Raw genomic sequence first — 19,003 nt, 5'->3', positions numbered from 1 at the left:
TGTAATGTTGTCGAACTTTACAAAATTCAGATGTAATGTTGTAAGGAGACGACTTCGCACGGAGGATCGCATGGCCGGAAAGACGCTCTACCTGGGACCGCGCCTGAAGAAATTGCGGCGGGAGATGGGGCTGACACAAGCCAACATGGCCGCCGACCTGGAGATCTCGGCCAGCTACATCGCGCTGATGGAGCGCAACCAGCGCCCGGTGACGGCGGAAATGCTGCTCAAGCTGGCCAAGACCTACCGCGTCGACGTGGCCGAGCTGGCCGACGAGGATGCCGACGAAACCTCCGCCCGCCTGCAGGCTGCGCTGCGCGATCCGCTGTTCTCGGACATTGCCATCGAGCCGCTCGACGTGGACGATATCGCCAATTCCTATCCCGGCATGGCCGAGGCGCTGTTGCGGCTGCACACCGCCTATGGCGAGGAACAACTGGCGCTGGCTGCTCGCCGGGAGGGCGCTGCGAGCGGAGCCGAGAGCGCGGCAGATCCGATGGGCGAGGCGCGCGCCTTCCTGGCCGCGCGGCGCAATTGCTTTCCCACGCTGGACGACAGCGCCAGCGAGCTTGCGGCGTCGCTATCGACCTTCGAGGCGATGCAGGAACACATCGCCGAACATCACGGTCTCGAAGTCCGTCTCGCCGACAATGTGCTGCTACGCGGCGGCACGCGCTGGCACGATTACCACCGCCGTCGCATTCATATCGCCGAACGGCTCGATCCTTCCGGGCGGCGTTTCCAGGCCGCCCTGCAGATCGCCATCCTCGAACAGGGCGCGGCGATCGAGGCGCTGATCGCGGAGGGCCGCTTGTCCAGCGACGACAGCCGCGCGCTGGTCCGGCGAGCACTCCAGTCCTACTGGGCGGCGGCGGTGCTGATGCCTTACCGGGCCTTCCGCAAGTCGGCAGAGGAGCTCCGCTACGATGTCGAGGCGCTCGCGGGGCGCTTTGCCGTCAGCTTCGAACAGGCGGCTCACCGCCTGACCACGCTTCAGCGGCCGGGCGAGGAGGGCGTGCCCTTCTTTTTCCTGCGCGTGGACCGCGCGGGCAATGTCTCGAAGCGGCTCGACGGCGCGGGCTTCCCGCTCGCTCGTCATGGTGGTGCCTGCCCCTTGTGGAACATCCACGAGGTCTTCGCGACGCCCGGCAAGGTCCATGCCCAGCAGATCGAATTGCCCGATGGCGAACGCTACGTGTCCATCGCCCGCACGGTGCGTGCCGGGGGAGGTGGCTTTGGCCAGCCAAGCGTGCTGCGCGCCGTGGCGTTGGCCTGTGCTGCCGAACACCTGCCGCGCCTCGCCTATGCGGAAGCCCTGCAGGGAGAGGAGCCGACGCCTATCGGCGTTGCCTGCCGCCTCTGCCATCGTCCCCGCTGCATCGCCCGCTCGGCGCCGCCAATCGGGCGCGAGCTGATACCCGCGCGCTTCCGCGAAAGTGGTGTACCGTTCGATTTCTCTGCGGACTAGAAAACGGGGCGCTCGCCGTTGATCGTCACCCGGTGCATCAGGCGGAACTTCCCATCGTAATCGTTGAGCGCATAGTGCAGCGTGGCGCGATTATCCCAGAAGGCGACGTCGCCCTTCTTCCAGCGCCAGCGGCAGGTGAAGGGTTCGAAGGTGCATCGGCTCATCAGGTAATCGAGCAGCGGCCCGGTTTCCTCCTCGGTCGTGTCCTTCAGGCGCGGCGTGTAGAGGCCGGAAACATAGAGCAGCTTGCGCCCGCTTTCCGGGTGGGTACGCACCAGCGGGTGCTCGGTCTCGTATTCCGCTTCCTTGCGCGGTGCGGACTTCACCGAGCTGTCCTTGCTCCAGTCCTGCGAATAGAGGCCGAACACCTTTGACGGCGTGTGGATCACGGTCTTGCCGTCGATCAGGTCCTTCATGCCGTCCGACAGCGTCTCGTAGGCAAGATAGAGGTTGGACCAGAGCGTATCGCCGCCGGCTTCCGGGACTTCAAGCGCATAGAGAATCGATCCCAGTGGCGGTTCGGGCAGGTAGGTGACGTCGCCATGCCAGGCCCCGCCGAAGTTGCGCGTGTCGCCCGGTTCCTTCCGCACCTCGATGATGTCCGGATACTCTTCCATGCCCTGGACCTGGTCATGCTGGTTCAGCGTTCCGAACCGCTTGGCGAAGGCAAGGTGCTGTTCGGGCGTGAGTTCCTGGTCGCGAAAGAAGATCACCAGATGATCGATCAGCGCCTGCCTGATGTCGGCGATCTGCTGGTCAGACAGGTCCTGCGACAGGTCTACCCCGGTGATGATGGCGCCCAGTGCTCCGGTTATGGGGACGGCGGAAATCGTCGAATATTCGGTCATGCATGTCCTCTCCGTCTGTTGCTATGCCGCAGCGGACGAAGGCGGACAAGCGTTCGGCAGGTGCTTGTGGCGCGGCCCTGCAATGCGTAGATGGAAGGCATGTCAGGTGATTTGAGAGACAATCGAGGCCGCGGCGATGCCGAGTGGTCCTTCCCCCCGGTCCATGTGGAAGGGCGCAGGTACGGCATAATCGCCGCTGCGATCGCCCTGACGGTGATGTTCATCTTCGATTGGGAGATTATCGGCACGCTACTGCTGGCGCTGACCGGCGGCGTGTTCGCCTTCTTCCGCGACCCCGAGCGCGTGGTGCCGCAGAGTGACCGGGCCATCGTCTCGCCGGCCGACGGACTGGTATCGCTGATCTCGCAGGTCCCGCCGCCGCCCGAGCTGCAGCATGCCGCCGAAGATGGCGGGGCGGGGCTGGGCAGCGAGCCGGTGACCCGCATCTCCATCTTCATGTCGGTGTTCGACGTGCACATCAATCGCTCGCCGATCGCGGGCACGATCAAGCGCATCGTTTATATCCCCGGTCGCTTCATGAATGCCGACCTCGACAAGGCGAGCGAGGAAAACGAGCGCCAGCATATCCTGGTCGAGCGCGCGGACGGCACCGTGCTGGGCTTTACCCAGATCGCCGGCCTGGTGGCACGGCGTATCGTGCCTTTTGTGAAGCCGGGTGACATCGTTGCCGCCGGCCAGCGTGTCGGCCTGATCCGGTTCGGTAGCCGGGTGGACGTCTACCTGCCCGCCGGCACCGATCCCAAGGTGCTGCTCGGGCAGCGGGTGATTGCCGGTGAAACGATCCTCGCGGAACTCGGAACCGTGGGCCTGCTCGAAGGCGTCAGCCAGTGAGCGACGACCCGGATTTCGAGGAAGACGAGAACGCAACACCGGGCCCGGCATGGCTCGGCCCCAAGGCCAGCGAACATGAAGTGGTAACCCGCTCGCGCGCCGGACGCGGGCTGACGCTGCGGGCCATGCTGCCCAATGCGATCACGGCCGCGGCGCTGGCATCGGGCCTGACGGGCATCAGCCTTGCCATCAAGGGCGACTGGCGGATGGCGCTGTTCGCCATCATCCTGGCCGGCATCCTCGATGCCATGGATGGCCGCATCGCCCGCCTCCTGAAGGCACAGTCGCGCTTCGGGGCGGAACTGGACAGCCTGGCCGATTCGATCAGCTTCGGTGTCGCGCCCGCGCTGGTGCTGTTCCTGTGGTCGCTGGGAGAACTGCCGCGGCTCGGCTGGCTGGCTGCCTTGGCCTTCGCCATCTGCTGTGCCCTGCGCCTGGCGCGCTTCAATGCGCAGATCGATGTCGAGGACCAGCCGCACAAGTCGGCCGGGTTTCTCACCGGCGTGCCCGCACCGATGGGGGCTGGGCTGGCGTTCCTGCCGATGTACCTGTGGCTGGCGACGGGCGATGCCGTGTACCGCGAACCCCTCTACGTCGCCCCGTGGACGATCCTGATTGCGATCCTGATGGTATCGAACATGGCGACACCCAGCTGGAAGTCGCTGCGTCCCTCGAACGAGTTTCGTATTGCCGCGATTGCCGTCGCTGCGCTGACGGTCGCCGCGCTACTGACAGAGACATGGTGGACGCTGGTGTTGATCAGCGGCGTCTATCTCGCGCTGATCCTGTGGGCCTTCCTGCGCTACCAGAAGGTGAAGCAGGCGCGCCGAGCCGAAAAGGCCAAGGCAGACTGACCTACGCGGCCAGCAGGGCGAAGGCTTCCTGCGGACGACGAAGGCGGATGACCTTCGCTTCCGGAGCGCGATCGAGCTCAGCCAGTTCGGCGCGGACTTCGCGGAAACGCAGGACACCGTAACGCAGCGATCCGAAGCAGGACACCAGCGCCAGCGCGGCCACCAGGCCGAAAAACAGCGAAATCGCGATTGCCAGTGCCATGTTCTCTATCCTTCGTTCGGAGCCCGTCCGGCTCGCTGGTCAACAAGGGAAGGAGTAGGTAGTTCCCCTATTCGTTCCCGTTGCGTTCTATGTTCCACTTTCGTTCCACGCAGTCAAGACCTTTTGTTCCCGCTGCGTTCTCATCGCGGAAATAGAGGGTGGATTTCCCCCGTAACCTCGGCTAGGGGCGCCTCCGCCGGAAGGACTGGTGCGATTCCCGTGCCCGCTCATCTCGGCAAATCCACATGGAAGGCACTGACATACCGGTGCCGCCTCCTGCGTGAAGCAAGAGGCCGGTTCCCCGTCTTCCAGAGGCTTAACCGGAAAGGAATTTACTTATGGCGGCTCCTACCGTCACGATGCAGGAATTGATCGAGGCCGGCGCACACTTCGGCCACCAGACCCACCGCTGGAACCCGCGGATGAAGCCGTACATCTTCGGCAGCCGCAACGGTGTTCACATCATCGACCTGTCGCAGACCGTGCCGCTGTTCGCGCGCGCTCTGGACTTCGTTTCCTCGACCGTCCGTGCCGGCGGCAAGGTGCTGTTCGTCGGCACCAAGCGCCAGGCGCAGGAGCCGATCGCGCAGGCAGCCCGTTCGTGCGGCCAGCACTTCGTCAACCACCGCTGGCTGGGCGGCATGCTCACCAACTGGAAGACGATCTCGCAGTCGATCAAGGAACTGAAGTCGCTCGAGGAAAAGCTGTCGGGTGACACCCGTGGCCTGACCAAGAAGGAAATCCTCCAGCTGACCCGCAAGAAGGACAAGCTGGAACTGTCGCTCGGCGGTATCCGCGACATGGGCGGCATCCCCGACGTGATGTTCGTGATCGACGCCAACAAGGAGGACCTTGCGATCAAGGAAGCCGGCGTGCTCGGTATCCCCGTGATTGCGGTTCTTGATACCAACGTCGATCCGACGGGCATCGCCTTCCCGGTCCCCGGCAACGACGACGCCAGCCGCGCCGTGCGCCTGTATTGCGAAGCTGTCGCCAAGGCAGCCAGCACCGGCCGCGACGAAGGCGTGGTGGATTCGGGTGCCGACATCGGCGCCATGGACGCTCCTCCGGCAGAAGCTGCCGCCGAGGAAGCCCCGGCCGAAGAGACCAAGGCGGAAGCCTGATCTTCCTGACTGCGCGGCCTACCGGCCCTTGGGCTTAAGCCGCGTGTCACAAAGCCAAGACAATGCGCCGGTTCATCAGCTGCTGATGAACCGGCAACGCACCAATTGAAGGAACAAGAACATGGCTGCATTTTCCGTCGCCGACGTGAAGGCCCTGCGCGAAAAGACCGGCGCGGGCATGATGGATGCCAAAAAGGCTCTCGAAGAGGCCAATGGCGACATCGAGGCTGCCGTTGACGCACTGCGCGCCAAGGGCCTCGCCACCGCCCAGAAGAAGTCGAGCCGCACCGCGGCCGAAGGTCTCGTCGGCGTTGCCGTCGCAGGCACCAAGGGCGTAGCCGTCGAGGTCAACTCGGAAACCGACTTCGTCGCCAAGAACGACAAGTTCCAGGATTTCGTCCGCAAGACCACCGAAGTCGCGCTGGGCGTAGACAGTGATGACGTCGAAGCCCTGAAGGGCGCTGCCTATCCGGACGGCGGCACCGTGGCCGACAAGCTGACCGACAACGTCGCCACCATCGGCGAGAACCAGCAGATCCGTCGCATGAAGACCGTTGCGGTCTCCAACGGCGTTATCGTGCCCTACATGCACAACGCCGCTGCGCCGAACCTCGGCAAGATCGGCGTGCTGGTCGCGCTCGAGTCCGACGCTTCGGCCGACGTGCTGGAGCCGCTGGGCAAGCAGCTGGCCATGCACATCGCCGCCGCTTTTCCGCAGGCCCTGACTGCCGAGGAACTCGACGCCGACGTGATCGAGCGCGAGCGCAAGATCGCTGCCGAGAAGGCTGCCGAGAGCGGCAAGCCGGAAAACGTCCAGGAAAAGATGGTCGAAGGTGCGATCAAGAAGTTCGCCAAGGAAAACGCCCTGCTGAGCCAGGTCTTCGTGATGGACAACAAGACGCCCATCGCCGACGTCGTGGCCGCTGCCGGCAAGGAAGCCGGCACCACCATCACGCTGAAGGACTATGTCCGCTTCCAGCTGGGTGAAGGCATCGAGAAGGAAGAAAGCGATTTCGCGGCGGAAGTCGCGGCTGCCGTCGGCGGCTGATCGCTCTCTTGCCAAAGACACAAGGGGCCGCCGGACTCACGGGTTCGGCGGCCCTTTTTGTGTCTGCCATCGGCAAAACGCCCTTGGAACACTTGGCACATTGCCCCGCTACCTTTAACAGACCCGCCAACCTGATTTCGCGAGGAACCAACCACCCATGCTGCTGCCCGACACCAAGCGTATCCTGCTGAAGCTCTCGGGCGAGGTGTTGATGGGCGAGCAGGACTTCGGGATCGACCCGGCCTACGTCATGCGCCTGGCCGAGGAAGTGAAGGCCGCGAAGGAGACCGGGCTGGAGATCTGCCTCGTCATCGGCGGCGGCAATATCTTCCGCGGCATGGCCGGCGCGGCGCAGGGGATGGACCGCGCCCAGGCCGACTACATGGGCATGTTGGCAACGGTGATGAACGCGCTGGCGATGCAGAGCGCGCTGGAGCAGCTCGGCGTCGATACCCGCGTGCAGAGTGCCATCCAGATGGACCAGGTGTGCGAGCCGGTGATCCGTCGCCGGGCGGAACGCCACCTTGCCAAGGGCCGCATCGTCATCTTCGCCGCCGGCGTGGGCGCACCCTATTTCACCACCGATTCCGGCGCCGCGCTGCGTGCTGCCGAACTGCGCTGCGATGCCTTGCTGAAGGGCACCAGCGTCGACGGTGTCTATGATTCCGATCCGAAGCGTAATCCCGATGCAAAGCGTTTCGATACAGTCACCTACGACAAGGTGCTGGCAGACAACTTGAAAGTGATGGACGCTTCCGCCGTCGCCTTGTGCCGCGACAACGCCATCCCGATCGTGGTCTTCTCGATCCGCGAGCGGGGCAATGTCGCGCGGGTGCTGGCGGGTGATGGCGTACAGACGATAGTACAGAAGGACTGAGACGATGCCGAAGTATGACAAGGCCGATATCGAACGCCGTATGCAGGGCGCGGTGGAAAGCCTGAAGGGCGATCTTTCCGGCCTGCGCACCGGGCGCGCCAACACCGCGCTGCTCGATCCGGTGGTGGTCGAGGTCTACGGTTCGATGATGCCGATCACCCAGGTGGCCACCATCTCCGCCCCGGAACCGCGCATGCTGAGCGTGCAGGTGTGGGACAAGGCCAATGTCAACGCGGTGGAAAAGGGCATTACCAAGGCCAACCTCGGCCTCAACCCGATGAGCGATGGCCAGACCATCCGCCTGCCGCTGCCCGACCTCAACGAGGAACGCCGCAAGGAACTGGCCAAACTGGCCGGCGACTATGGCGAAAAGGCCAAGATCGCCATCCGCAACGTCCGTCGTGACGGCAACGAGGCGCTGAAGGAAGACGAGAAGAAGAAGGAAATCTCGGAAGACGACCAGAAGCGGCTCGCGGACGAGGTGCAGAAGCTGACCGACAAGTATGTTGGCGATGTCGATGCCGCCGTCGAGAAGAAGGTGCAGGAAATCCTGACGCAGTAAGCGCAGCAGGGCTTCCCACCCCATGTCCGATCCGTCGTTCCCCCGCCACGTCGCCATCATCATGGATGGCAATGGTCGCTGGGCGAAGAAGCGCGCGCTGCCGAGGGCCATGGGGCACAAGGCGGGCGGCGACGCCGTGAAGCGCACGGTGCAGGCGGCGGAAAAGCTGGGGCTGGAATGCCTGACGCTCTACGCCTTCAGCAGCGAGAACTGGAAGCGCGAAGAGGAAGAGATTTCCGACTTGATGAACCTGATGCGCAGGTTCATCGAGGCCAACCTGGCTGACATGATCGAGCGCAAGGTGCGCCTGAAGATCATCGGTGATTACAAGGCCTTCGCGCCCGACATTGTCGAGAAGCTGGAAGACGCGCTGGAGCGCACCAGCGGCGGCACGCGCACGCTGGCGGTGGCGCTGAATTACGGCGCGCAGCAGGAAATCGCCCGCGCCGCGCGGCTGGCGGCGGAGGAGGGCACAATCGACCCTGAAGGGATCGAGAAGCACCTCTACACCGCCGACCTGCCGCCGCTCGACCTGCTGATCCGCACCAGCGGCGAAGTGCGCCTGTCCAACTTCCTGTTGTGGCAGGCGGCCTATGCCGAAATGCTGTTCCTTGACGTGCTCTGGCCCGATTTCGGCGAGGATCACCTGCGCGATGCCTGCGAGACCTTTGCGAAGCGGGAGCGTCGTTTTGGTGGACGTTGAAGCGCAAGCAACCCCGGTGAAAAGGTCGGACCTTGGCGTGCGTGCGATTTCCGCCATTGCAATGCTGGTTGTAGCAGGCACGGCCATCTACCTTGGCGGATGGTGGTGGAATGCGCTGGTGGCGGCTGTGGCGCTTGTCGTCCTGTTCGAGTGGTCTTCGCTTGCCGTGCGCATGGCCGAAAGCCTGACGGGCAGGGCGGTCTGGCTGCTTGCCGGCCTCGCCTATGTCGGCTTCGGGTCACTTACGCTGGCCACCCTGCGGCACGAGCAGGCACCGGCAAATGCGGATAGCGGGCTGTCGCTTGTCCTGATCGTTGTCACGCTGGTGATTGCGGTGGACGTTGGGGCCTACTTCGCAGGCCGGACTATCGGCGGTCCCAAGATCGCACCGTCGATCAGCCCGTCAAAGACCTGGGCGGGGCTGTTCGGGGGAATGGCCGCAGCCTCTATTGTCGCTTTCGCGGCACTCTACTGGTCAGCCTGGGGGGCGCTCTTCGGCGCGGGCATGACTATCGGCGCCGGCGTGGTCATTGGCGCAGCAACGGCGGTCATCGCGCAGACGGGGGACTTCTTCGAAAGCTGGATGAAGCGCCGCGCTGGCGTGAAGGATTCGGGCAAGCTCATCCCCGGGCACGGCGGCCTGTTCGATCGCACCGACGGGCTGCTGGCGGTTTGTGTGGTGCTGGGCATCTTCACAATGATACAGACCGGATCGCAATGACCCGCACCATTTCCATCTTCGGGGCCACCGGCTCCATCGGCGATTCCACGCTCGACCTGATCCGCTCGGATCGTGCGAACTGGAATGTGGTCGCGCTGAGCGCCAATTGCTCGGCGGAGAAGCTGGCCAGGCTGGCAATCGAATTCGGTGCACAGATCGCGGTCGTGGGTGACGAAAGCTGCCTGCCCGAACTGCGCGAACACCTCTCCGGCACGTCCATCGAGGCTGCAGGCGGGGCGCAGGCGCTGTGCGATGTCGCGGCGCGTCCGGTGGACATCACCGTTGCCGCCATCGTCGGCTGTGCGGGCCTTGCGCCCACCATGGCCGCCATCGAGCAGGGCAATACCGTCGCGCTGGCCAATAAGGAATCTCTCGTCTCTGCCGGTCACGTGATGATGCAGCTGGTCGAAAAACACGGCACGACGCTGCTGCCGGTCGATTCCGAGCACAATGCCATCTTCCAGTGCCTGGAGGGCAACAACCTGGATGACGTGCGCTGGATCACGCTGACGGCCAGTGGCGGCCCGCTGCGCACCAAGACGCTCGCCGAGCTGGAGGCGACCACGCCCGCGCAGGCCATCGCGCATCCCAACTGGGACATGGGCGCCAAGATCAGCGTCGATTCCGCCACCATGTTCAACAAGGGACTCGAGTTCATCGAGGCCTTCCACCTGTTCCCGGTTGGGCTGGATCGGCTGCGGATCATCGTCCATCCGCAAAGCGTGATTCATTCGATGGTCGAATATCGCGACGGCTCCACACTGGCGCAGCTTGGCCCTTCGGACATGCGCGTGCCCATCGCCTCCACGCTCGCGTATCCCGCGCGGATGGATACCAGCTGCAAGCCGCTGGACCTTGCAACCATCGGGGAACTCACCTTTTTCGCGCCGGACGAGGAGCGCTTTCCGGCCACCAGGCTGGCGCGCGAGGCAGCCCATGCCGGGGGCGCGGCACCCGCCGTGCTCAACGCCGCGAACGAGGTTGCCGTGGCGGCATTCCTCGCCGGTCAGGTAAAATTCACGCATATTTCGGCAATAGTGGCTAGAACCCTCGACAATTACGCGCCGCCTGCGCCCGAAACGCTCGACGCCGTGCTGGCTGTCGATGCCGAGGCAAGGGCGCGCGCGGGAGAAATGCTGGAGCTCGCCTGAGTTGAATTTCGAAGCACTGCCATTCTGGATCTACATCGTCGGCTTCCTGCTGATGCTGGGGCCGCTCGTCGTCCTGCATGAGCTGGGCCACTACCTCGTCGGCCGCTGGTTCGGCGTGGGGGCGGAGGCCTTCTCTGTCGGTTTCGGCAGGGAGCTGGTCGGCTTCAACGACAAGCGCGGTACCCGCTGGAAGCTCTCGGCGCTGCCCTTCGGCGGCTATGTGCAGTTCAAGGGCGACATGAACCCTGCCAGCGTGCCGGATCCGGATAGTCCCCCGGCTCCCGATACCTTCCAGAGCAAGACGCTGTGGCAGCGCTCGCTGATCGTCGCGGCAGGTCCGGTAGCCAACTTGCTCATCGCGCTGGCGATTTTCTTCGCCTTCATCATGGCCTTCGGCAAGCCGGTGACGCCGCCGGTGATCCAGACCTTTGCCGAGGATTCCCCGGCAATGGTTGCGGGGCTTGAGGAAGGCGACCGCATCGTCTCCATCGACGGCGACCCGATCGAGGACTTCAACGAGGTCCGCAATCACGTCATCGCCTATCCGGGCCAGACGATCCGCATCCGGATCGACCGCGAGGGCGAGCGCATGACCGTGCCGGTGACCATTGCCGCCGTCGACATGGTCGACCGCTTCGGCAATCAATCGACCCTCGGCATGATCGGCGTCTATTCCGTCCCCGGCGAACGGGTGTCGGTCGGCCCCATCGAGGCGATGGGCGCATCGGTGCAGGCCTGTGTGGATATTGCCGACATGATGGTGACCGGGATTGCCCAGATCATCACCGGCCAACGTTCGGTGAAGGAACTGGGCGGCCCGATCACGATTGCCAAGTTTTCGGGCGAACAGTTGAGCCTAGGCTGGATCGACTTCATCAATTTCGCCGCGCTGATCTCACTTAATTTGGCATTCATCAACCTGCTGCCAATCCCCGCTCTCGACGGTGGGCACCTGGCTTTTTACGCAGTGGAAGCAATCCGCCGCAAACCAGCCAGTCCTCGCAGTCAGGAACTTGCGTTCCGCACCGGTATAGCCATCGTGCTTGCGCTGATGCTGTTCGTGACAGTCATCGATATTGCCAAGTTGCCGATATTCGGCAGCTAGGCCCAAGTGGGTTAAGTGGGGAAAGGACAGGATTTCGGCACGATTTGCGGCAACTTCGCTTGATTGCCAGTCTGGCATCGGGCAAGGGCGCTGTTCGCGCTGGAAACCGGATTTGATCACCCGCTGGGGGGCGGGATATCAATTGACTGGTTTCTTCTTGGCGTGGGTGTCGACAAGAGTGGACGGATAATGGGTTCCAAGGCCAGCACGATCATCTCCCAGCATTACACAGCAGCCCTGTTGGGCTGCACCATGCTTGCAGGACTGCCTGCCGCTGCATTGGCGCAGGACGGCGACCAGTTGACCCTGCCACCGGCGGAGGAAGCTGCTCCGCAGGATGCGACGCCGGCCCCGGCCGCGCAGGAGCAGGAAAACATCATCCGCACGATCGCGGTTGCCGGTGCCCAGCGCCTGGAGCCGGAGACGATCGTCTCCTACATCCAGCTGCGCCCCGGCATGGCCTACAGCGCCGAGGGCGCCGACCAGGCGCTGCTCGACCTGGCGAATACCGAATTGTTCGCCGACTTCGAAATCGCCTTCAACGAGGCGACTGGCGCGGTGGTGATCACGGTCGAGGAAAACCCGATCATCAACCGCATCATCCTGGAAGGTAACCGCCGGCTCGATTCCGACGAGATCATCCCGGAAATCAACCTCGCGCCGCGCCAGATCTTCACCCGCAGCCGCGTGCGTGCCGACGTCGCCCGCATCATCGAGCTGTACAAGCGCCAGGGCCGCTTCGCCGCGACCGTGGAACCGCAGATGGTCATGCTCGACCAGAACCGCGTCGACGTGATTTTCGAGATTTCGGAAGGCCCGAAGTCGAAGGTCCGCCAGATCAACATCATCGGCAACGAGGTGTTCTCGGACGGCGAGCTGCGCGACCAGATGGTGACGCGCGAAGCCAGCCTGTTCGCCATTTTCAGCTCGAACACCAGCTACGATCCCGATCGCCTGGCATTCGACCAGCAGAAGCTGCGCCAGTTCTACCTGACCGAAGGCTATGCCGACTTCCGCGTCGTCTCCGCCGTGGCCGAGCTGACGCCCGACAAGCGCGACTTCATCATCACCTACGTGGTGGAAGAGGGCGAGCGTTACACCTTCGGCGATGTCGAAGTCGTCAGCCAGCTGCGTGACTTCAGCTCCGAGCAGCTTTCCGCCGGTCTCGCGATGGAAACCGGTGACTGGTACAACGCCGAACAGGTCGATGACACGGTCGAGGGCCTGACCGAGACCGCCGGCGCCTTCGGCTATGCCTTCGCCGACGTGCGTCCGCGCATCTCGCGCAACGCCGAAGACCGCACGATGGACGTGACCTTCACCGTGGCCGACGCGCCGCGCGTCTACGTCGAGGCGATCGAGATCAACGGCAACACGCTGACGCAGGACAAGGTGATCCGCCGCGAGTTCCGTATCGCGGAAGGCGACGCTTTCAGCAGCCTGCAGGTCGCCCGTTCGACCGCGCGCATCAACTCGCTGGGCTATTTCCAGGAAAACTTCGAGGTCGAGCAGGTCGAGGGCAGCAGCCCCGATCGCATCATCCTGCAGGCCAACGTGCAGGAAGAGCCGACCGGCGAGCTTTCGCTCTCGGCAGGTTTCTCCTCGCTCGAAAGCTTCATCTTCAACGGCTCGGTGCGGCAGAACAACTTCCGCGGCCGTGGCCAGACCATCGGCCTGGGTGTCAACTACTCGCGCTATTCGCAGTCGGCGAATGTCAGCTTTACCGAACCCAAGGTGTTCGACCGCGACATCGCGCTGGGCTTCGACATCTACCGGCAGGACTACAACAACGGTTACTACGACCGCGACAGCGCGACCTATGAGCAGTCGACCACCGGTATCTCGCTGCGCGTCGGCGTGCCCTTGACCGAGTACATGAGCGTGCTCGGCAGCTATACGCTGAACTACCAGGAAGTGACGGTCGACGAGGCCCAGTTCTTCGCTGACTTCGACGGCGACGGGGTTGCGCAGTGCGAGCCGCTGATCGCTGGTCGCTACCTGTGCGATGCGCTGGGCAACCGCCTGCAGTCGATCCTCGGCCTGTCGCTGACCTACAGCACGCTCGACAGCCGCATCCGCCCGACGCGCGGTTCGCGCGCCGTGGCGACGGTGCAGTTCGCCGGCCTGGGTGGCGATACCAAGTACGTCCGCGTGCGCGGCGAGGCTGCCCGCTACTTCCCGCTGGGATCCGGCTTCATCGGTTCGCTCCGCCTTGAGGGCGGCTACATCTACGGCCTCGATGGCGAAGTGCTGCTGACGGACCGCTTCTTCCTTGGTGAAGGGCAGATCCGCGGCTTCGACATCCGCGGCGTGGGTCCGCGCGTTGTGCGCAGCTTCTACGAGATCGACGAAGACGGTAACCAGGTGCTGATCCCGCTTGGCGACGAACGCAACCAGGATGACGCACTGGGCGGCACGGCCTACTACCTGGCGCGCGCCGAACTGGAAATTCCGCTGGGTTCGGGCGCCCGTGAACTGGGCCTGCGTCCTTCGCTGTTCGTCGATGTCGGCTCCGTCTTCGGCATCGATACTCCGCAGCTCACGCAAAGCCCGCTGCCCGATGGCCTGTTCATCGCCCAGCGCGATGGCGAGGGTAACGCACTCTACGCGCAGACCAATCTGGGCGATAACGGCCAGCCCGTTAGCAGCGAGATCACCATTAGTCCGCTGGCTCCCGATGGTCGTCTGAATACGCCCATCGGCACCCAGTTGCCGCCGTTCGTCGAGGAATTCGTCGGCGATACACCTTCGCCGCGTGTGACGGCCGGTGTCGGCGTCAATTGGAACTCACCCTTCGGTCCGTTCAGGATCGATGTAGCTTACGATCTTATATCGGAGCGTGGTGACGAAACCAAAACCTTCTCCTTCAATGTAGGAACGCAATTCTAATGAAGATTTTCACCAAGACCGCCATGAGTGCCTCGCTGGCCGTAGCCGGGGTTGCTCTTGCCACTCCCGCCGCCGCGCAGGTCAATGGTATCGCAACTGCCGACATCAACAGCGCAGTGATTGGTTCGCAGGCTTTCCAGACCGGCTACACCCAGATCAACACGCAGTACCAGGCACAGCGCACCACCATCGACCAGCGTCAGCAGCAGCGCCAGCAGCTGATCCAGACCTTCGACACCAACGGTGACGGCCAGCTGGATGCTACCGAGCAGCAGGCGACGCAGGATCCCAACAACGCCACCGTGCAGCAGATCCAGGCGATCGACCAGGAACTGGCCACGCTCCAGCAGCCGATCAACCGTGCCCGCGTCTACGTGGTGCAGCAGGTCGCACAGCAGTATTCCGCTGCGCTCCAGCAGGTGATCAGCGACAAGAACATCCAGTTCGTCATTTCGCCTGACGTGCTCGTCTACGAAGCCCAGGGTGCCGACGTGACGGCCGACGTGGTCACCGCGCTCAACACCCGCGTGCCGAGCGTGCAGATCACGCCGCCGGCCGACTGGCAGCCGAGCGAGGCAGCCGTGAACCTGTTCCAGCAGATCCAGCAGCTGCTGATGTTGGCCGCCATGCAGCAGCAGCAGGCTGCCGCCGCACAGCAGACGCAGCAGCCGGCAACCACCGGTCGCTAAGACACTGAAGACGGGGCAGGGCCATGAGTGAAACGCCAGACTACGACGTCCGCCGCATTCTCGAGGCCCTGCCGCATCGCTATCCGCTGCTGCTGGTCGACCGGGTGACGCACCTCGCCAAGGGCGAGAGCATCACTGCGATCAAGGGCGTGACCATGAACGAACAGTTCTTCCAGGGTCACTTCCCCGGTCGGCCGATCATGCCCGGCGTGTTGCAGATCGAGGCGCTGGCCCAGGCCAGCGGCATCCTCGGCATCGAGACGCTGGAACTCGCCGGAACCGGCAAGCTGGTCTATTTCATGGCCATCGAGAACGCCAAGTTCCGCGCTCCGGTGGAGCCGGGCTGCCTGCTGACGCTGGAGAGCAAGTTCACCCAGCAGCGCAGCAAGGTGTGCAAGTTCGACTGCAAGGCCAGCGTTGATGGCAAGGTGACCTGCGAGGTCAGCATCACCGCCATGATCGCCGATGGTTGATTGACCTTGCAATTGGGCGTGGCTGCCGTTAGGGGCGCGCCTTCTCGAAATTCCCATCTGCAGGCCGGTCGGAACCGGCCGAACGCAAAGGACAGTACGCCATGAAGGCCGATATTCATCCCGAGTACCACATGATCACGGTCAAGATGACCGATGGCACCGAATTCCAGACGCGCTCCACCTGGGGTAGCGAGGGCGATACGATGAACCTCGAAATCGACCCGACCAGCCACCCGGCATGGACCGGTGGTCCGCAGCGCATCCAGGACGGCGGCCGCGTGGCCCAGTTCAACAAGCGTTTCGGCGGCCTGTCGCTCAAGAAGAAGTAAGCGCGCAACCGCGCTACTCACGCGAATTCAGGAGAGGGCGGCCCGATCGGGCCGCCCTTTCTCGTTGCGGCTCAGTTGTCCGGCGTGTGGTAGACGAACAGCACCGTCACCACCGATGCCATGGCGAACATGAAGGCGCCCTTCAGCGATCCGTCGCCCACCTGCGTCTGCCACATCTGGAAGAAGGCGGAGCCGATGGTCATGAACAGGCCGAACCAGGTCAGCAGGGCGAAGCCGGCGGCGATGGCGGCGGTTCGTTTTGCCGCATGGAAATCGTCGGTGTCGCCCTTGCGCGCGGCGAACAGTTCCCAGCCACCTTTCAGGCCGAAGAAGGCCGTGGCAAATTCGCCTGCCAGCACGATGGCAAGCGCAACCCAGGCCAGTGCGGGATTGTCGCTCGTGAAGAACAGCGTGTCGGGATAGGCAGTGTTGTCCGCGCCGGACATCACGTAGACCAGTGACCCATGTGCCGCCTCGATATTGGCGACGTTCTGCAAGGCGTAGATCAGTGCGTGGAAGCCGATGATGGCAACCAGCGCGGCTTTTATCATTCGAAGCATAGTTCCCCTCCCATGCCGCGACCCGCACAAAGGCTAGCGCGGCCGGAGGTTCTCCGCAATCCGCCTCAAATTACCCCGTCGGGCCAGACCTTTCCGGGAGTCGCTTCGAATCGCAGGATGCCCGCCTGGCGCCGCACCCCGTCGTTATCGTCGGAGTGGCGCTGGCCATCGAAAACCGGCATTTCGGGGAAATCCTCGTAAGGGCGCACGCCTTCGAGCGTGCTGGAATTGATGGCGAACTTGTCCGGGTCGCTGCGCGCCTGGTGGAAAACGTGGATGCCGCAGTTCGAGCAGAAATGGTGCTTCGCGGCCATGGTGTTGAAGCGGTAGCAGGACAGCGCGTCCTCCCCCTTGGTCACAGTGACGGCCCCGACCGGCAAATAGACCATGGCCGCACCCTTCATCGCGCAGATCGAGCAATTGCAGCGCGAGGGCACCAGGCGTTCGTCGGCGAACTCGGCCTCGAACCTTACCGCGCCGCAATGGCAGCTTCCCTTGCGTTTCATCGTCATCCCCAGGGCTTTTCGCGATACCACTTGGTGATCACGTATTTCACGCCTTTGCGCACCTTCATCCCGTGATGCAGCGTCGCGGCGTTGAGCGAGCCGTCAGGGCGGCGGTTGTCCCAGCACAGCAGCTTGCCGGTTTCGGGCTGCACGGTCTTGTTGATCACCTTGAACCGCGTACCGCCGCCGGCTTCCACCGCGTTAAGGTAGATCATGAAGGTCCACGTGCGGTTGCCCGCCACGCCGCAGTATTTCTCGAAGTCGGCACCCTGCGGCTCGAAATAGTCGGTGTGGCCCTTGAATTCCTGCCCCACGTCGTAACGTTGGCCTTGCACCGGTTCACCGTGCGCGCGGTCGATGCCGTTGAGCGCGAAGAGGCGATCTTCCAGGTCCTGCACCGCCGGTTCGTCCGCCGAGAGATCGCACGTCTCGCTGGTGCGGAAGTAATCGTCGCCGTTGGCATCGGCGATGGTGGACGGGCGGCGATCCTTGTCGATCAGCGCGATCAGGTCGTCACACAGTTCCCGCGGCAGGAAGTTGCGGCAGTCGAGCAGCGTCAGCCTTTCGGTCGGTGCGCGGCGCACGCCGGGGTGGCGCAGCAGGTGTTCGACGGAGGTCGCTCCCGGAGTCGTCATGCGAGTCCTGATAGGGGAGCCTCTGCCGCGCGCAAAGCGGGTAATAAAATTGCGTTCAGGCCGGAATGAAGCACTTTTCCCTTTGCTTGGCGTCCGACTTGTGCAACAGGCCAGCCCCCGCACCGGATACGGCTTGACCGACCGGCGCAGACCCCTAACAGGCCGCTTCTTGGCAAGTGTGACCTGGCTTGTGGCGATCGTAGCTCAGTTGGTTAGAGCGCCGGTTTGTGGTACCGGAGGTCGCGGGTTCAAATCCCGTCGATCGCCCCATTTCTCCCAGCATTCCTGCCGCACGCAAAGCGATGAGGGCTAAGGCTATGCCGGCATTCTGGAACGAACCCGACTGGGACGAACACGAACGGGTCGAGGTCGTGCACGATCGCACTTCCGGCCTCACCGCGATCATTGCGCTGCATTCCACACATCTCGGCCCCGGCGCGGGCGGCACGCGGTTCTGGCACTATGCCGATCCGGCGGGCGCCATGCGCGATGCGCTGCGCCTGTCGCGCGGGATGAGCTACAAGAACGCCATGGCCGGCCTGCCGATGGGCGGGGGCAAGGCCGTGGTGCTGCTGGACAAGGATGGCAAGAAGACCAAGGCCATGCTGCACGCCTTCGGCGATGCGGTGGAAGCCATGGGCGGCCGCTATGTCACGGCAGAGGACGTCGGCGCGACCGTGGCCGACATGGTCGCCATCGCCGAGCGGACCAGCCACGTCTGCGGCCTGCCGGTGGGCGAAGGCGATGCCGGCGGCGATCCCGGCCCGTTCACCGCCATGGGTATCTATCACGGCATCAAGGCCGCGGTGGCGCACAAGCTGGAAAAGGATTCGATGGAAGGCGTACGCGTCGCCATCCAGGGCTGCGGCTCTGTCGGCGGCGGTGTGGCGAAGCTGCTGGCCAAGGATGGCGCGGTGCTGACCCTTTCGGACATCAACGACGACCGCGCCAGGGCATTGGCTGCGGAGCTGGGTGCGGAGGCAGTGGCTGCCGACCAGGTCATGGGCGTCGAGTGCGACGTCTTCAGCCCCAACGCGCTGGGCGCGATTCTCGACGATGCCGGTATTGCCGGACTCGATTGCGCGATCGTTGCTGGCGGCGCGAACAACCAGCTGGCCCGGCCCGAACACGGTGCGCAGCTGCACGAACGCGGCATTCTCTACGCACCCGACTATGTCATCAACGCGGGCGGCATCATCAACGTCAGCCTCGAATATCTCTGCCGCCAGCAGGGCGAGCCTTGCGATATCGACGAGGTTCGCAAGCGCATCGCGCAGATTCCCGGCCGCCTGAAGGCGATCTGGAACGAGAGCGATGCCTGTGGACGCCCCTCGAACGAGGTGGCGGACGCCATGGCGCAGACGCTGATTGGTCGCGGCGCCTAGGCAGTGCGCGTAAAACTGGGTG

Annotated in this window: 21 protein-coding genes and 1 tRNA gene; 17 read left to right on the top strand and 5 right to left on the bottom strand. The window is 63.9% G+C overall.

Translation table 11 applies throughout. From position 1 onward, the window contains the following. The first annotated feature begins 70 nt into the window (after positions 1-70). Positions 71-1,468 (top strand): helix-turn-helix domain-containing protein, encoded by a 1,398-nt coding sequence (locus tag OZN62_RS03525; protein WP_269101370.1) that lies wholly within the window; start codon positions 71-73, stop codon positions 1,466-1,468. On the opposite strand, the gene OZN62_RS03520 is transcribed toward OZN62_RS03525, so the two are convergent. Next, positions 1,465-2,316, bottom strand: coding sequence for a TauD/TfdA dioxygenase family protein (locus OZN62_RS03520; protein ID WP_269101369.1), 852 nt, complete (start codon positions 2,314-2,316; stop codon positions 1,465-1,467). The genes OZN62_RS03525 and OZN62_RS03520 overlap by 4 nt on opposite strands. A gap of 99 nt (positions 2,317-2,415) precedes the next feature. Here OZN62_RS03520 and OZN62_RS03515 point away from each other — a divergent pair, with 99 nt between their 5' ends. Further along, entirely contained in the window at positions 2,416-3,168 is a 753-nt protein-coding gene (locus OZN62_RS03515) for a phosphatidylserine decarboxylase (RefSeq protein WP_269101368.1), read from the top strand. Next, entirely contained in the window at positions 3,165-4,022 is an 858-nt protein-coding gene (gene pssA / locus OZN62_RS03510; RefSeq protein ID WP_442864388.1) for a CDP-diacylglycerol--serine O-phosphatidyltransferase, read from the top strand. Before OZN62_RS03515 ends, pssA begins: the two co-directional genes overlap by 4 nt. A 1-nt stretch (position 4,023) precedes the next feature. On the opposite strand, the gene OZN62_RS03505 is transcribed toward pssA, so the two are convergent. Continuing rightward, positions 4,024-4,224, bottom strand: coding sequence for a hypothetical protein (locus tag OZN62_RS03505; protein WP_269101367.1), 201 nt, complete (start codon positions 4,222-4,224; stop codon positions 4,024-4,026). Between the two features lie 338 nt (positions 4,225-4,562). On the opposite strand from OZN62_RS03505, the gene rpsB reads away from it, so the two are divergent. The 12 genes from rpsB to rpmE all read left to right on the top strand — a co-directional run bounded on the left by rpsB (position 4,563) and on the right by rpmE (position 15,895). After that, the gene (gene rpsB, locus OZN62_RS03500) at positions 4,563-5,348 is read left to right on the top strand and encodes a 30S ribosomal protein S2 (RefSeq protein ID WP_269101366.1); all 786 of its coding nucleotides are present in this window, start codon (positions 4,563-4,565) and stop codon (positions 5,346-5,348) included. A 121-nt stretch (positions 5,349-5,469) separates the two neighbouring features. Continuing rightward, on the top strand, positions 5,470-6,396 hold the full coding sequence (gene tsf, locus OZN62_RS03495) for a translation elongation factor Ts (protein WP_269101365.1): 927 nt from the start codon (positions 5,470-5,472) through the stop codon (positions 6,394-6,396). A gap of 157 nt (positions 6,397-6,553) precedes the next feature. Further along, positions 6,554-7,273, top strand: a complete 720-nt coding sequence (pyrH, locus tag OZN62_RS03490; protein ID WP_269101364.1) for a UMP kinase — start codon at positions 6,554-6,556, stop codon at positions 7,271-7,273. Between the two features lie 4 nt (positions 7,274-7,277). After that, a complete protein-coding gene (gene frr, locus OZN62_RS03485) occupies positions 7,278-7,835 on the top strand; it encodes a ribosome recycling factor (RefSeq protein ID WP_269101363.1) in 558 nt (185 codons plus the stop codon). Positions 7,836-7,857: 22 nt separating this feature from the next. Continuing rightward, positions 7,858-8,538, top strand: a complete 681-nt coding sequence (gene uppS / locus OZN62_RS03480) for a polyprenyl diphosphate synthase (RefSeq protein ID WP_269101362.1) — start codon at positions 7,858-7,860, stop codon at positions 8,536-8,538. A gap of 61 nt (positions 8,539-8,599) precedes the next feature. Then, positions 8,600-9,259 (top strand): phosphatidate cytidylyltransferase, encoded by a 660-nt coding sequence (locus OZN62_RS03475; RefSeq protein WP_269101361.1) that lies wholly within the window; start codon positions 8,600-8,602, stop codon positions 9,257-9,259. Next, entirely contained in the window at positions 9,256-10,410 is a 1,155-nt protein-coding gene (dxr, locus tag OZN62_RS03470; protein WP_269101360.1) for a 1-deoxy-D-xylulose-5-phosphate reductoisomerase, read from the top strand. The genes OZN62_RS03475 and dxr overlap by 4 nt, the downstream gene beginning before the upstream one ends. Before the next feature lies 1 nt (position 10,411). Then, positions 10,412-11,515, top strand: a complete 1,104-nt coding sequence (rseP, locus tag OZN62_RS03465) for an RIP metalloprotease RseP (RefSeq protein WP_330848758.1) — start codon at positions 10,412-10,414, stop codon at positions 11,513-11,515. Between the two features lie 189 nt (positions 11,516-11,704). Continuing rightward, the gene (gene bamA / locus OZN62_RS03460; protein ID WP_269101359.1) at positions 11,705-14,404 is read left to right on the top strand and encodes an outer membrane protein assembly factor BamA; all 2,700 of its coding nucleotides are present in this window, start codon (positions 11,705-11,707) and stop codon (positions 14,402-14,404) included. Continuing rightward, positions 14,404-15,093, top strand: a complete 690-nt coding sequence (locus OZN62_RS03455; protein ID WP_269101358.1) for an OmpH family outer membrane protein — start codon at positions 14,404-14,406, stop codon at positions 15,091-15,093. The genes bamA and OZN62_RS03455 overlap by 1 nt, the downstream gene beginning before the upstream one ends. Before the next feature lie 23 nt (positions 15,094-15,116). Further along, positions 15,117-15,566 carry a 3-hydroxyacyl-ACP dehydratase FabZ gene (gene fabZ / locus OZN62_RS03450; RefSeq protein WP_269101357.1) on the top strand — a complete coding sequence of 150 codons (450 nt, stop codon included), beginning with the start codon at positions 15,117-15,119 and terminating at the stop codon, positions 15,564-15,566. 101 nt (positions 15,567-15,667) lie between these two features. Next, positions 15,668-15,895, top strand: a complete 228-nt coding sequence (gene rpmE, locus OZN62_RS03445; RefSeq protein WP_269101356.1) for a 50S ribosomal protein L31 — start codon at positions 15,668-15,670, stop codon at positions 15,893-15,895. 71 nt (positions 15,896-15,966) lie between these two features. Here the strand turns inward: rpmE and OZN62_RS03440 are convergent, their stop codons facing one another. From OZN62_RS03440 to OZN62_RS03430, 3 genes are all read right to left on the bottom strand, one after another. Continuing rightward, entirely contained in the window at positions 15,967-16,446 is a 480-nt protein-coding gene (locus tag OZN62_RS03440; protein WP_269101355.1) for a DUF2165 family protein, read from the bottom strand. A 74-nt stretch (positions 16,447-16,520) separates the two neighbouring features. Then, positions 16,521-16,961 carry a GFA family protein gene (locus tag OZN62_RS03435; protein ID WP_269101354.1) on the bottom strand — a complete coding sequence of 147 codons (441 nt, stop codon included), beginning with the start codon at positions 16,959-16,961 and terminating at the stop codon, positions 16,521-16,523. Between the two features lie 2 nt (positions 16,962-16,963). Continuing rightward, entirely contained in the window at positions 16,964-17,596 is a 633-nt protein-coding gene (locus OZN62_RS03430; RefSeq protein WP_269101353.1) for a prolyl hydroxylase family protein, read from the bottom strand. Between the two features lie 193 nt (positions 17,597-17,789). Here OZN62_RS03430 and OZN62_RS03425 point away from each other — a divergent pair. After that, positions 17,790-17,866, top strand: a tRNA-His gene (locus OZN62_RS03425). A 47-nt stretch (positions 17,867-17,913) separates the two neighbouring features. Then, positions 17,914-18,981, top strand: coding sequence for a Glu/Leu/Phe/Val family dehydrogenase (locus OZN62_RS03420; protein ID WP_269102217.1), 1,068 nt, complete (start codon positions 17,914-17,916; stop codon positions 18,979-18,981). Positions 18,982-19,003 lie beyond the last annotated feature (22 nt).

This window comes from Aurantiacibacter sp. MUD11, assembly GCF_026967575.1.
Lineage (GTDB): Bacteria > Pseudomonadota > Alphaproteobacteria > Sphingomonadales > Sphingomonadaceae > Alteraurantiacibacter.
This window is presented reverse-complemented; position numbering and strand designations above follow the sequence as displayed.

What these genes read in the sequence shown, in the direction of transcription:
- OZN62_RS03515 (WP_269101368.1), top strand. Translation starts at nt 2,416, where the DNA reads ATGTCAGGTGATTTGAGAGACAATCGAGGCCGCGGCGATGCCGAGTGG.
- pyrH (WP_269101364.1), top strand. Translation starts at nt 6,554, where the DNA reads ATGCTGCTGCCCGACACCAAGCGTATCCTGCTGAAGCTCTCGGGCGAG.
- fabZ (WP_269101357.1), top strand. Translation starts at nt 15,117, where the DNA reads ATGAGTGAAACGCCAGACTACGACGTCCGCCGCATTCTCGAGGCCCTG.
- rpmE (WP_269101356.1), top strand. Translation starts at nt 15,668, where the DNA reads ATGAAGGCCGATATTCATCCCGAGTACCACATGATCACGGTCAAGATG.
- uppS (WP_269101362.1), top strand. Translation starts at nt 7,858, where the DNA reads ATGTCCGATCCGTCGTTCCCCCGCCACGTCGCCATCATCATGGATGGC.
- rpsB (WP_269101366.1), top strand. Translation starts at nt 4,563, where the DNA reads ATGGCGGCTCCTACCGTCACGATGCAGGAATTGATCGAGGCCGGCGCA.
- bamA (WP_269101359.1), top strand. Translation starts at nt 11,705, where the DNA reads ATGGGTTCCAAGGCCAGCACGATCATCTCCCAGCATTACACAGCAGCC.
- dxr (WP_269101360.1), top strand. Translation starts at nt 9,256, where the DNA reads ATGACCCGCACCATTTCCATCTTCGGGGCCACCGGCTCCATCGGCGAT.
- frr (WP_269101363.1), top strand. Translation starts at nt 7,278, where the DNA reads ATGCCGAAGTATGACAAGGCCGATATCGAACGCCGTATGCAGGGCGCG.
- OZN62_RS03520 (WP_269101369.1), bottom strand. Translation starts at nt 2,316, where the DNA reads ATGACCGAATATTCGACGATTTCCGCCGTCCCCATAACCGGAGCACTG.
- OZN62_RS03430 (WP_269101353.1), bottom strand. Translation starts at nt 17,596, where the DNA reads ATGACGACTCCGGGAGCGACCTCCGTCGAACACCTGCTGCGCCACCCC.
- OZN62_RS03440 (WP_269101355.1), bottom strand. Translation starts at nt 16,446, where the DNA reads ATGATAAAAGCCGCGCTGGTTGCCATCATCGGCTTCCACGCACTGATC.
- OZN62_RS03455 (WP_269101358.1), top strand. Translation starts at nt 14,404, where the DNA reads ATGAAGATTTTCACCAAGACCGCCATGAGTGCCTCGCTGGCCGTAGCC.
- OZN62_RS03475 (WP_269101361.1), top strand. Translation starts at nt 8,600, where the DNA reads ATGCTGGTTGTAGCAGGCACGGCCATCTACCTTGGCGGATGGTGGTGG.
- OZN62_RS03435 (WP_269101354.1), bottom strand. Translation starts at nt 16,961, where the DNA reads ATGAAACGCAAGGGAAGCTGCCATTGCGGCGCGGTAAGGTTCGAGGCC.
- OZN62_RS03420 (WP_269102217.1), top strand. Translation starts at nt 17,914, where the DNA reads ATGCCGGCATTCTGGAACGAACCCGACTGGGACGAACACGAACGGGTC.
- tsf (WP_269101365.1), top strand. Translation starts at nt 5,470, where the DNA reads ATGGCTGCATTTTCCGTCGCCGACGTGAAGGCCCTGCGCGAAAAGACC.
- OZN62_RS03505 (WP_269101367.1), bottom strand. Translation starts at nt 4,224, where the DNA reads ATGGCACTGGCAATCGCGATTTCGCTGTTTTTCGGCCTGGTGGCCGCG.
- OZN62_RS03525 (WP_269101370.1), top strand. Translation starts at nt 71, where the DNA reads ATGGCCGGAAAGACGCTCTACCTGGGACCGCGCCTGAAGAAATTGCGG.